Annotated in this window: 15 protein-coding genes and 1 pseudogene; 13 read left to right on the top strand and 3 right to left on the bottom strand. The window is 36.1% G+C overall.

The features are described 5' to 3' along the window. Positions 1-101: 101 nt before the first annotated feature. The 12 genes from B371_RS0105260 (at position 102) to B371_RS0105205 (ending at position 8,929) form a co-directional block, all read left to right on the top strand. Entirely contained in the window at positions 102-776 is a 675-nt protein-coding gene (locus B371_RS0105260; RefSeq protein WP_019413258.1) for a response regulator transcription factor, read from the top strand. A gap of 9 nt (positions 777-785) precedes the next feature. Beyond that, the gene (locus B371_RS0105255) at positions 786-1,025 is read left to right on the top strand and encodes a hypothetical protein (RefSeq protein ID WP_157185153.1); all 240 of its coding nucleotides are present in this window, start codon (positions 786-788) and stop codon (positions 1,023-1,025) included. Between the two features lie 146 nt (positions 1,026-1,171). Then, the gene (locus tag B371_RS0105250; protein WP_019413256.1) at positions 1,172-1,402 is read left to right on the top strand and encodes an SHOCT domain-containing protein; all 231 of its coding nucleotides are present in this window, start codon (positions 1,172-1,174) and stop codon (positions 1,400-1,402) included. Positions 1,403-1,419: 17 nt separating this feature from the next. Then, positions 1,420-1,764: a hypothetical protein gene (locus tag B371_RS0105245; RefSeq protein ID WP_019413255.1), complete on the top strand. Its 345-nt coding sequence runs from the start codon at positions 1,420-1,422 to the stop codon at positions 1,762-1,764. Positions 1,765-2,184: 420 nt separating this feature from the next. Further along, positions 2,185-3,570, top strand: coding sequence for an alkaline phosphatase (locus B371_RS0105240; RefSeq protein WP_019413254.1), 1,386 nt, complete (start codon positions 2,185-2,187; stop codon positions 3,568-3,570). A gap of 102 nt (positions 3,571-3,672) precedes the next feature. Beyond that, positions 3,673-4,302, top strand: a complete 630-nt coding sequence (locus B371_RS0105235; protein WP_019413253.1) for a hypothetical protein — start codon at positions 3,673-3,675, stop codon at positions 4,300-4,302. A gap of 75 nt (positions 4,303-4,377) precedes the next feature. Next, on the top strand, positions 4,378-4,536 hold the full coding sequence (locus B371_RS21335; RefSeq protein WP_237721504.1) for a hypothetical protein: 159 nt from the start codon (positions 4,378-4,380) through the stop codon (positions 4,534-4,536). 601 nt (positions 4,537-5,137) lie between these two features. Then, entirely contained in the window at positions 5,138-5,404 is a 267-nt protein-coding gene (locus B371_RS0105225; RefSeq protein WP_019413251.1) for a hypothetical protein, read from the top strand. 371 nt (positions 5,405-5,775) lie between these two features. Then, positions 5,776-6,414 carry a hypothetical protein gene (locus B371_RS0105220; RefSeq protein WP_019413250.1) on the top strand — a complete coding sequence of 213 codons (639 nt, stop codon included), beginning with the start codon at positions 5,776-5,778 and terminating at the stop codon, positions 6,412-6,414. After that, positions 6,395-6,742, top strand: coding sequence for a nucleotidyl transferase AbiEii/AbiGii toxin family protein (locus B371_RS0105215; protein ID WP_083844944.1), 348 nt, complete (start codon positions 6,395-6,397; stop codon positions 6,740-6,742). Before B371_RS0105220 ends, B371_RS0105215 begins: the two co-directional genes overlap by 20 nt. A 140-nt stretch (positions 6,743-6,882) precedes the next feature. Further along, on the top strand, positions 6,883-8,022 hold the full coding sequence (locus B371_RS0105210; RefSeq protein ID WP_019413248.1) for a Fic family protein: 1,140 nt from the start codon (positions 6,883-6,885) through the stop codon (positions 8,020-8,022). A 349-nt stretch (positions 8,023-8,371) separates the two neighbouring features. After that, complete coding sequence (locus B371_RS0105205; RefSeq protein WP_019413247.1) at positions 8,372-8,929, top strand: AAA family ATPase; 558 nt, start codon at positions 8,372-8,374, stop codon at positions 8,927-8,929. A gap of 280 nt (positions 8,930-9,209) precedes the next feature. On the opposite strand, the gene B371_RS0105200 is transcribed toward B371_RS0105205, so the two are convergent. The 3 genes from B371_RS0105200 to B371_RS0105190 are packed head-to-tail and all read right to left on the bottom strand — an operon-like array spanning position 9,210 to position 10,127. Beyond that, positions 9,210-9,455, bottom strand: a complete 246-nt coding sequence (locus B371_RS0105200) for an AI-2E family transporter (RefSeq protein WP_255348661.1) — start codon at positions 9,453-9,455, stop codon at positions 9,210-9,212. 34 nt (positions 9,456-9,489) lie between these two features. Next, positions 9,490-9,792, bottom strand: a complete 303-nt coding sequence (locus B371_RS21330) for a hypothetical protein (RefSeq protein ID WP_019413245.1) — start codon at positions 9,790-9,792, stop codon at positions 9,490-9,492. A gap of 2 nt (positions 9,793-9,794) precedes the next feature. After that, positions 9,795-10,127: an AbrB/MazE/SpoVT family DNA-binding domain-containing protein gene (locus tag B371_RS0105190; protein WP_019413244.1), complete on the bottom strand. Its 333-nt coding sequence runs from the start codon at positions 10,125-10,127 to the stop codon at positions 9,795-9,797. 920 nt (positions 10,128-11,047) lie between these two features. Between B371_RS0105190 and B371_RS21325 the strand changes: the two are divergent. Continuing rightward, positions 11,048-11,604: pseudogene (locus tag B371_RS21325) on the top strand (AAA family ATPase). Positions 11,605-11,632: the final 28 nt, after the last annotated feature.

Genomic DNA, 11,632 nt, shown 5'->3' with positions numbered 1-11,632 from the left:
GAAGCAAGCCAACGAAGAGATACTACAGCTATTTTTAGCGGACTTTTTGAAAAACCTCTTAAATTATAAAGATAGATAATTTATATAAGTAGGGTGAGAAAATGAAAAAAATATTGATTGTAGACGATGAATTTGAAATGAGACAACTGTTACGTCTATATTTGCAACAAGAAAACTATCTTCTAGATGAAGCAGAGGATGGAAGACAAGCGCATGATAAAATGTTGAAAAATGACTATGATTTAATGATTCTTGACGTCATGATGCCATTAATGGATGGGTGGGAGACGTTACAACAAGTACGGAAAACCTCTGATATACCCATAATAATGCTAACGGCTAAAGGCTCGATTCAGGATAAGGTACAGGGGTTATCAACTGGTGCCGATGATTACTTAGTTAAGCCTTTTGAGGAAGCTGAGCTAATGGCAAGGGTGCAAGCTTTATTACGTAGAACTCAGCACCATGACAGAAATGATGAAGTGTTAAAATACAAAGGAATCATTTTGAACCTAACTTCACGAGATGCCATCTATCAAGGAGAAATATTAGACCTAACCCAAACTGAATTTGATCTTCTTCAAACATTCATAGTGCACCGCGGTAAAGTACTTTCAAGAGAACAGCTTGTGGAGCTCATTTGGGGAATAGAATTTATGGGAGAAGATCGGACGGTTGACTCGCACATTAAAAATCTTCGGGAAAAATTACAAAAAGCTAAGATTGAAAAATCACTTGTCAAAACAGTCTGGGGTATTGGATATAAAGTGGAATAAGGTGAGCATATGAAAAAAACCGTATGGATGACGATATTAATGTTATTAGTAATAATCGGAATTTCATTTTTATTATTCGTAGTAAGGATGATTTGGTTTCCTCCAAGTTCGATGGGAATGATGATGGACCAAAAAATGATGTACCATCACATGTCTTTCTGGTTTGGCCAAATGTTTTGGACTTTGTTAATTTTCGTGGGTATCATACTGTTGATCTGGATGATGTATATGAAAAAGAGGGACAAATAAAATAGCATGTGAAAAGCGTAGATGGCATTGTAACAGATGCCACCTACGCTTTTTTATAATCAAAATGGTCTCCATACTTTCTTCATAGTTACCCTTTATAGTTAAGTTATAGGAAACAACGAGTCAAACAAAAGGGGGGAAAGAAAATGGGATATGGTATGGGATATGGAATGGGAGGCGGAGTCTTAATGTGGATAGTATTATTAGTAATCATCGGTTTTGTAGTTTACTATTTCGCGAAGAACAAAAATGCGAATGGGTTAAATAGTTCTCAGCAAGTCCCAGGGCCAGACGCCATGGAAATTGCCAAGATAAGGCTTGCCAAAGGTGAAATATCATCGGAAGAGTTTGAAGATATTAAAAAAAATATTTTATAAAAAGGAGAGAAATTAAAATGAGAAAAACAATCGTTACAGGAATACTAGCAGCAAGCCTAATCACAGCAGGTGGTGCTGGTATGTATCTAACATCAGCATCTGCAAACGAAAATTCAGTGAACTTAATGCAACACCAGGGAATGGATATGGAACAAATGCACGACATGATGAACTCTGGCAATTTCGAGGAGATGCAAGAACTCATGGAAAGCGGAAATATGAATTTTGGTCAAGTGAAGCCTTTCATGAAGGAAATGCACCCCGAATTAAGCAATGAGCAATTGCTGGAACGTTATAAAGAAATGCATGGAACTGCGGGTTCAGCTAACAGCCACAATTTTAAAGGTATGATGGGGAAATAATTAGTATGTAGAAGGTCATTTCTCATCTAAATTCAACATGGGTGTCACCGACTGAATGCGTCACCAGCTTGTTATGTAAAAAAGATTAGTAATACGAATGGCGGCCGAAATTGTATCTTGGGCCGGTATTCATCGTAAAAAACGTGCACTGGCATCAGCCACTGTTCGTTTTTTTCTTTAGGTTACGTTGGAAAAGTATACCTAAACCGTTTTGGATTTTTAATTTATTTGCACATTAAAAATGTCCGTATGTCAGCCGCAATATGAAGAAGGTACTCATTACTAAAAGTAGAATACAAGTTTTATCCGCAGTAAAAGTTTTTAGAAATAACTGGGTTTACAAAACTATTACACTACCTTCATTGAGCATTAACACTACTAGTATATATTTGTCCTATCAAGGATTAGGAGGAATGTTGAATGTTTATTGAGAAATTCAAAAAGAAACTTATCCCTTTAGCTGTGATGACGTCTGTTGCATTTGCTAGTTTAGGAGGATCTATCTCTATGGCTGAAGCAAAAGAAAAAAAGGTGAATACGCCAGAAATTAAAAACGTCATCTTCTTGATTGGTGATGGAATGGGAGTTTCATATACAACTGCATATCGGTACCTACAAGATACGCCTAACACGAAATTCGCAGATCGCACGGAGCTTGATAAATATCTTGTAGGTCTGCAAATGACGTATCCAGAAGACCCATTACAAAACATAACAGACTCTGCTGCGGCTGCAACCGCAATGTCTGCTGGAATTAAAACATACAATAGTGCAATCGCTGTGGATAATGATGGTTCAGAAGTGAAAACGGTATTGGAAGCTGCGAAAGAACAAGGAAAAGCAACTGGACTTGTTGCCACATCTGAAATTACTCATGCAACTCCAGCATCATTTGGAGCACATGATGAAAGTCGTAAAAACATGAATGCTATTGCAAATGATTATTATGATGACTTAGTTAATGGTGAACATAAAGTAGATGTTCTTCTTGGTGGAGGGACTGATTTATTTGATCGAAAAGATCGTAACCTTATTGAAGAATTCAAAAAGGATGGCTATAGCCATATAACAAGTAAAGACGAATTATTAAATGACACAAATAAACAAGTTCTTGGCCTATTCTCTGACCGTGGAATGCCAAAAATGATTGACCGTTCAGAGGAAACGCCTTCTTTAGGAGACATGACCACTTCGGCTATTGACCGTTTAAATCAAGACAAGGATGGTTTCTTCTTAATGGTTGAAGGGAGTCAAATTGACTGGGCTGGGCATGACAATGACATCGTTTCTGCGATGAGTGAAATGGAAGACTTTGATAAAGCATTTAAAGCAGCAATTGATTTTGCGAAAAAGGACAAGCATACATTAGTTATCGCAACTGCTGATCACTCCACTGGTGGTTATTCTATCGGTTCAGATGGCATTTATAACTGGTTTGGTGAGCCAATTAAAGCAGCCAAACGCACACCTGATTTCATGGCAAAAGAAATCGTGAATGGTGCAGACGTAGAAGAAACACTGGCAAAATATATTGAACTGGAGTTAACGACTAGTGAAATTCAATCTGTGAAGGATGCATCTACTAAGAAAGAAGTAGATATTGATAATGCGATTGAAAAAATCTTTGACAGCCGTTCAAACACGGGCTGGACTACTAGTGGTCATACTGGCGAGGACGTTCCTGTATATGCCTTCGGACCTGGCGCGGAGCGTTTTGCAGGACAAATTGACAATACAGACAACGCAAAAATTATTTTTGATATTTTGAAAAAAGGAAAAAATAAAACACAAATTGATGACAAATAAATTTTTTCTTGCCACATGATTAATATAGATAGAAGGATCTGACTGTTATATAAAAAGTCAGTCCTTCTTTTTTAAAATGAATACTTAGTAGGAGGGTTACTTTTGAAAAAACTTATTGCCCTATTGGCGTTATTAACTCTAGTAATATCAGGTTGTTCCAATAATACCGTAGCCTCTGTAAATGAAAAACCAGCAAATATTGATTATTTGAATGACTACTATTCAAATCCACAGGTCCCAGACGATCGAACACTAATAGAAGTTGATCAAACCGTGTCAGATGAAAAAGGTGAAGCTACGTTAAAGGCCATTAATCAAGTGAATAAGACGTATTCAGTTGGTCCAATAAAACTCACTGTCAAAGACATGAAAATGATTCATCTAAGACCAGACTACAGTTTGATTGATTATTTCCATGTGTTAACACAAGAAGAGGAATTTGATTTTGTGAAAGTATTTATAGAGATTGAGAATAAGTACCCAGAAAAAGTGAATTTCGCACCAATAGCTCTTATTGAAACCAGCACAGGCGAAAAATTAAATTGGGAAAATGATATTTATCTTGAAGATTTAAACGGAGAAATAGAAGGCAATGAAACGAAAAAAGGGAATATAGGGTTTATTGTAGAGTCTTCAGATGATCTTGAATGGATTGAAATAACGACAAGTGATGTGTTTGATAAAGATGAAGAGAAAATCATCGAATCACAGAAAATAAAAATTAAGTTTTAATAAATGCAGGTGGTTACTAGAGGATTCTTTTCTTACATGATGAACTCTGGTAATTTCGAGGAGATGCAAGAATTCATGGAAAGCGGAAATATGAATTTTGGTCAAATGAAGCCTTTCATGAAGGAAATGCACCCTGAGTTAAGCAATGAGCGATTGCTGGAACGTTATAAAGAAATGCATGGAACTGCGGGTTCAGCTAACAGCCACAATTTTAAAGGTATGATGGGGAAATAATGAATATGTAGAAGGTCATTTCTCATCTAAATTCAACATGGGGGTAACCGACTGAATGCGTCACCAGCTTGTTATGTAAAAAAAAATAGTAATACGAATGGCGGCCGAAATTGTATCTTGGGCTATTATTATCGCATAAAAAGTGCATTGGCCACAGCCACTGTTCATAAGAAAAACAAATAAACGAGCTTGGAGATACATTTCCAAGCTCGTTTTTTAATGCGAAAAAGTATTGATGAATCCCTAGTGACATCTGGGATTTCAACAACATTGTAAAATCAGCCCCCCTTCCGGTTCCCACGATACCGGAATTGAGGTTTCACAGGATTCAAAGTGTTAATTTATTCGCAGCTTACAACTATGATCATCCGAAAATGGAACAATTGGAGGTGGAAGAGAATTATGAAAGAGTTGAGTGTTTATAGGCTTTGAGTTGGTTGCTAAATCCAAGAGCATGTACCCAAATGTTGTTTGAATCATTAAAAGGTTCTTGTTTGGGGGGTATTGGAATATGTTTTTACGAGAAGACTGAAAATTGACCTGTATAATTGGGCATTGCAAAAACGTTACACACACCAAATTTGAATGGGAGTGGAGAACGATGGAATGGTCCTACTGGAAAGTGATTTTGAAATATGGGCATGTGGGCTTCCGCAAAGAAGTAAGCGTTGCCAGGCATTTAGTAATGCCAGGTGAATACACGTTATTGGATGTTATTAAATTAGCCCAACACATGCCAGGAGTTAAAGCGAGAGGCATTTTATCTGCACGGCGCATCACGGTGGAGGATTATTTGATCGGCCACAGGAAAGAAGCAGAAAATTTCTATTTGCAGCAATTAAAGACATTCAACAAAATAACGAGTTGAAAATATTGCAAATGGAAAGTAATGCGAAAGAACTAAACACGGGGTCGTTCAACGGCGCCAGAAGCACAATGACGCTTCGTCAATGCTCATACCCATACAGTTGCAAACAAACACACGGTCCCTGTTAGTTCGATTAACAGGGACCGTGTGTTTGATTTTGGAGCGTAGTAGCAGAAAAGAGATAAGCGATTTCCAATCTTCTCTCTTCTACACCCTATATTTAAGTCGGATTTAATTTAGGTGGCTGAAAGAACGGAGATGGACGAATATGTAATTTCGCCATTTATTTGTTTGCTTTATTGTTGCTTTTTGTAACGGATTTATATTTATTTATTATAAATATGTTACAATGAATTGAAGGAGGGATTATCATGAACTTGTTGAAATATTTAATCGAAAACTATGGATACGACGAGCCTATTTTTTTAGATGAAATCCAAAACAAGATAGACATTAATTACAACACTTTAAGGCAGAATTTAAAAAGATTAACCGATTCAAATCAAATTTGTCGTTACGAATATAAAAATGGTATTTATTTTATTTCGAATCCCGATTCAATTTTGACAACGAAATCTTTAAGTGTTAATAAAATCATTGATAAGAAATATTTATATCGTGGCAAAGAAGTTATAGGATATATTTCAGGTCTTGCATTTGCAAATAAACTACATTTAACAACCCAAAACCCAAGTGTTGTTGAAATCGTTACAAATGTAGAGAAAATGAATAATAGAATTGTTCATTTTAATAAAAGACGTATAACTATAAGGAAACCAAGAGTAAATGTTAATAAAGACAACTATAAAATATTACAGGTACTAGATCTACTGAATAACTTTGAATATGTAAGTGTCGAACCAATGAGTGTTGCGAATAAAGAAATAGTAAACTATTTGGGGGGTAAGAAAATAAGTGTAAATGAATTAAATGGATATTTGAGAAAATATCCATCTAAAACAGCGGTGAAATTATTTGAGAGTGAGGTTTATGATGATCTTACACAATGATAAAAAAGTCTTTTTTGAAATTCTAAGAGTCACTGCTGATGAAAAAGGAGTTCCAGAAGAATATATAGAAAAAGATTATTATGTATCATATTTACTGCAAAATATGGTTAAGATTTCTCCAGACATTATATTTAAGGGTGGTACTTCTCTATCGAAATGTTATCAGCTGATAGACCGTTTTTCTGAAGATATTGATTTGAATTTTAGAACTTTGCGACCCAGGGATGGAAACAATGATACAGAATTCCGACAATTCACTACAATTCAGGGTAGGCCTGCACGTTTCTTGTCGGCGTGTCTCTGGGCCAGCACTCAAGCGAAGAAATAAACGTCATGCAAACTGAGAGAAGGAATAGTACTTGGTTTAACTCTCTTTTATTGTGTACATAATTAGTGTAATGATTTATAATAAAATTAACGATTAAGGTTGATTTATCAACATTTATAAGTGTAATGGAGGGGTGTAATGTGACGTATATTTTTTCAAATACTCATCTACAAGAAGTAGAGGGTAAAACCGTCTTTGTTCCTCAATTTAATCCGTATGATTATGAGATTCAACAACATATATTAGAAGCAGAAAGAAACATCGGAGCCTTAGCCAGATTAGGGTTAAAAAGTCATCCCTTAAAGCCTACCATTTTACGGAATTCTATGGTAAGAACGGCTCATTTCACCACTAAAATCGAACAAAATAAATTGAAATTAAAGGAAGTGGAACAACTTTTTCAAAATTATAAAAAAATTCCTTTAACCGTTAAAGAAAAAGCGAAATTAGAAGTCCGAAATGTGTTTGATACTTATGAATACCTTTATGACCTGGATCCTGCAAAAGATTTTTCAGATATGAGTGAACCGGTATTAAAACATATTCAACATTTATTAATGAAAGATTTAACGGGTCATCCTGACGGGTATCGACGAATTGCAGTTGTTTTATTGGATGGTGATGGAGATGTCAGCTATGAACCACCTAACTGGAACGATGTGCCTGATTTGATGAACGCCTTTTTCTCTTGGCTTTATACGAGCGTCACCGGCCATCTAAATCCCTATTCTTCAGAAGAATATCATGAAAAGAAGATTCATCCTTTGATTATATCTGGGATTACGCATCACTTTATTGGCTATGTTCATCCTTTCTCAGATGGGAATGGACGGACAGCCCGTGCTTTTTCAACTTTAGTGGGGTTAATTCATTATGACTTATCGAAGATTAAGGATGCATTTAGCGTGGAGGAATTTATCGATAAACGAATCGAAGATTATTATGATACGCTGATGATCGCTACACAAGGGGACTTAAAACCTTTTATCATTTTCTATTTAGAATGTGTGAATGCATCATTAACAAAAGTACTTAATGAGTTGCAGCGTTACGATAAAATTAAGCATGTCCGAGAATTATTAGGACGTGGTCATGCCAAAATCATGTTTGAGTTAATTGCCCGGATGGAAGATGGGGAAGTATTCCATCGTGAATTGTTTGATCAAACGTTAGATGCCTCTTCTTCAAGCATTGCGAAAAATTTGAACAGACTGAAAGAATTAGGCGTTCTGAAATCTGGTGAAAACCGCGGTGAGTATATAGTGTCTATCGTGGACTAACTGAGCATCTTTTATAATTTCATATGATACTGCTGTTTTACAAAAAATGTTGTTTAATTAAAGCAGTCCCTGGGACAAAAACAATCATCCATAATATAATTCGCGTATCAGGGACAGCGCTCAAACGAAGTTTTTTTTGACTATGGGGAGAATTATGAAATTATAAAGTGGAAGAAATTATTAATTCATGTCCCAGGGGTGGATCTACTCAAAGAAAAATGCTGATGAATAGTTTTCTATTCTTAACGGATACATCGTATGGTAAAATCTGCTTAATGACTTATCGGTAACGACAATATACTTATTCCGTATGCTGGTATCTAAATGAGATTTTGTTGGGGGAAGAAATATGAAGTTTATTTTATTATTTGGTCCACAAGCTGTTGGTAAAATGACCATTGGGCAAGAATTAGCAAAGATTACGGATTTAAAACTTTTACATAACCATATGACAATTGACTTACTGGAACCATTCTTTGGTTTTAGTCCTGAAATGTGGAGGCTATCTACATTATTTCGAGAGGAGATATTTCAGACTGCTTCTAAAAGTAATATGTATGGAATGATCTTTACTTTTGTATGGGCATTTAACCTAGAAGAAGATTGGGATAAGGTTGAGAGAGTATGCAAAATATTTAGCTCAGAAGGGGCAGATATTTATTTTGTGGAGTTAGAAGCGGATGTTGAAGAAAGATTGAAACGTAATAATACTCCAAATCGTCTCGAACATAAACCTACTAAAAGAAACATTAAACAGTCTGAAGATCATTTAATAAGCAGTCTGGAAAGCCTTCGAATGAATTCTGAAGTAGGAGAAATAGACAGAGAGAACTACCTTAGAGTAAACAATACTAATTTAAGTGCTGAAGAAGTTGCCCAAATGATTAAAACAGAATTTCAACTTTAATAATCAAAACAAAAAACTATCAACGTACATTTGAATAGATAGTTTTTAATTTACTAGTTTAAGAAGGTTCGTTCTTAGTCAACGAAAGGATTTATAACAGTCCAACGTTTTCCCTCAAATAACTTTCGAAGCATCCATAGGTGATCCCTACCAACAAGTAATAAGGGCGGTCATTCCTATTTTGAGTTTAAAATATCTAACTATATAGTAAAAAGAATTCATAGCTAATCCAATCAAGTGCGCTCTGCATACTTCGTCATAAGCTACAAATTCTTCCTTATTAACTATGAACTTCTTCTTTCTCACCTGGCTTCAAGTCCAACCATGCTTCTAGATAACCCTGTTCTGCTAAAGCTTTAATCAAAATGATTATAATTGGGGATATCAATAGACCAACAAACCCCAAGATGTTGATACTGATAATTAGTGCAGCTAACATAACAGATGCTGAGACGCCTTGAGAATCTCCTATTATTTTTGGCTCTAGCATTTTTCTTGTTCCTAATACAACTACGAGTAATGCAATTAGCCATACAGTCCTATTTGGTTAATTCAAGTAATTAAGGGTTTTCGATAGATACATCATGTGGTCCTACATTGCGAAGAATCAATACATTGTCATCGTTCACTTCAAAAGTAATACGGATCGCCATTGTAGGTGATGCTTCTTTGACTCCTTGCGACTTCGCTTTTTGAATAGGATGTACACGTAATCCGTTTGGGAATGGCGGCCCCGCAGCTAACTCTCTGATGGCGTCAGAAATAGCGTCTCTCTCTATTTTGGTGTTCTTGTACCTTTTTAGAGCTCGTTTAAATCGTGGAGTTACCTCATAACCTGCGTAAGGTTTTCTTTCTTGATCCACGGTTAATCCTCGTCATCAAACAAATCCTCTAAGAGTGCATCTACACTATTAAAAGACTTTGTCCTGCCAGCTTTGATTTCCATGTCTGCATCGCGTTCGCCTTTTTGCCATTCTTCCGTCCAGTACCACGCCTGATCTTTCGAGATAATTATAACAGGATTCAGAACAATACGTCCGTCTTCCTCAATAACTTGAAACTGTTCCTCGTCTCCGAGTCCCAAGTTTTTACGTGTGCGGGCAGGAATAGTTACCTGTCCTTTGTTATTCATATTGACAATGGGTGCCCTCTTGTCATCTTTCATGGTCGCGCCTCCTCTATTGGATACTGCTACCATAATATGTTTCCCCTCCTCTAAAGTTTCATACATTCATACATTAATTATTTATGAATTTCCGACTTTAGTAAAATTATATCATGGGACAGAAAAAAATCCATCAAAAACAACTAGTTAAGTTCGCTGTCTTTTCAAGGAGTAGACCTCCTTGCAAACTTGTTTAAATTGGTAAGTTTTGTGGATTAACATTTTAAGTTTTATGGGTGATAAAAAAATAGTAAATCAGCTGCTGTAACGTCTCAAGTAATCATTTTGTTGTCAAATCTTCCTAAGAAAACGGTGAAATCCATCACTGCCGACAGAGGAAAGGAATTTCATCAATGGATTAAGGTGGAAAAGGCCTTGGAAACCACTCTCTACTTCGCTGTCCTGATGCCCTGGTCAACGTGGAATCAATGAAAATACGCACGGCCGAATTCGGAGAACCTATCCAAAAGGAACGGATTTCAGTAAGATGGCTCAGAATGAAATAATCGATTTTCTCTACAGATGTTCACTTACAACAACTTCGCTCGAGTGCTGTCCCTGGAGACTCAAATGCTCCTCAACTTGTAGCTGCCCCAGGGACACGCCGACATAAACGTGCAGGCCTATCTTGAATTGTAGTTAATTATCAGAATTCTGTATCATTGTTTCCATCCCCGGGATGCTAAGTTGAAGCACTTTCTTGGGATTTGGTTGAAGTTCAACAGAATTATAAAATTATAAAGTAGACGGAAATAGTAATTCGCGTCCAAGGGATGGAAACAAACGCTTACAGCGAGAATTTTCGCAAAGTTTATATCGGTTAAGGTTTTTAACGATAGTTGCCTATTCTCAATGGATACAACGTATGCTGAACTGCTTAGTGACTCATCGGTAACGGCAATATAATTATTCATACGCTAGCATCTAGACGTGATTTTATTAGAGGAAGAAATATGAAGTTTATTTTATTATTTGGTCCACAAGCTGTTGGTAAAATGACCATTGGACAAGAATTAGCAAAGATTACTGATTTAAAACTTTTGCATAACCATTGACAATTGACTTACTGGAACCATTCTTTGGTTTTAGTCCTGAAATGTGGCGGCTATCTACATTATTTCGAGAGGAGATATTTCAGACTGCTGCTAAAAGTGATATGTATGGAATGATCTTTACTTTTGTATGGGCATTTAACCTAGAAGAAGATTGGGATAAGGTTGAGAGAGTATGCAAAATATTTAGCTCAGAAGGGGCAGATATTTATTTTGTAGAGTTAGAACCGGATGTTGAAGAAAGATTGAAACGTAATAATACTCCAAATCGTCTCGAACATAAACCTACTAAAAGAAACATTAAACAGTCTGAAGGTCATTTAATAAGCAGTCTGGAAAGCCTTCGAATGAATTCTGAAGTAGGAGAAATAGGCAGAGAGAACTACCTTAGAGTAAACAATACTAATTTAAGTGCTGAAGAAGTTGCCCAAATGATTAAAACAGAATTTCAACTTTAATAATCACTTAAGTTTCGCACCTTGAAAA

Origin of the sequence: Paenisporosarcina sp. TG20 (assembly GCF_000286315.1) — a bacterium.
Lineage (GTDB): Bacteria > Bacillota > Bacilli > Bacillales_A > Planococcaceae > Paenisporosarcina.
The sequence above is the reverse complement of the archived record's forward strand: the minus strand, read 5'-3'. Positions and strand labels throughout refer to the sequence as shown.

What these genes read in the sequence shown, in the direction of transcription:
- B371_RS0105260 (WP_019413258.1), top strand. Translation starts at nt 102, where the DNA reads ATGAAAAAAATATTGATTGTAGACGATGAATTTGAAATGAGACAACTG.
- B371_RS0105255 (WP_157185153.1), top strand. Translation starts at nt 786, where the DNA reads ATGAAAAAAACCGTATGGATGACGATATTAATGTTATTAGTAATAATC.
- B371_RS0105250 (WP_019413256.1), top strand. Translation starts at nt 1,172, where the DNA reads ATGGGATATGGTATGGGATATGGAATGGGAGGCGGAGTCTTAATGTGG.
- B371_RS0105245 (WP_019413255.1), top strand. Translation starts at nt 1,420, where the DNA reads ATGAGAAAAACAATCGTTACAGGAATACTAGCAGCAAGCCTAATCACA.
- B371_RS0105240 (WP_019413254.1), top strand. Translation starts at nt 2,185, where the DNA reads ATGTTTATTGAGAAATTCAAAAAGAAACTTATCCCTTTAGCTGTGATG.
- B371_RS21335 (WP_237721504.1), top strand. Translation starts at nt 4,378, where the DNA reads ATGGAAAGCGGAAATATGAATTTTGGTCAAATGAAGCCTTTCATGAAG.
- B371_RS0105225 (WP_019413251.1), top strand. Translation starts at nt 5,138, where the DNA reads ATGGAATGGTCCTACTGGAAAGTGATTTTGAAATATGGGCATGTGGGC.
- B371_RS0105220 (WP_019413250.1), top strand. Translation starts at nt 5,776, where the DNA reads ATGAACTTGTTGAAATATTTAATCGAAAACTATGGATACGACGAGCCT.
- B371_RS0105215 (WP_083844944.1), top strand. Translation starts at nt 6,395, where the DNA reads ATGATGATCTTACACAATGATAAAAAAGTCTTTTTTGAAATTCTAAGA.
- B371_RS0105205 (WP_019413247.1), top strand. Translation starts at nt 8,372, where the DNA reads ATGAAGTTTATTTTATTATTTGGTCCACAAGCTGTTGGTAAAATGACC.
- B371_RS0105190 (WP_019413244.1), bottom strand. Translation starts at nt 10,127, where the DNA reads ATGGTAGCAGTATCCAATAGAGGAGGCGCGACCATGAAAGATGACAAG.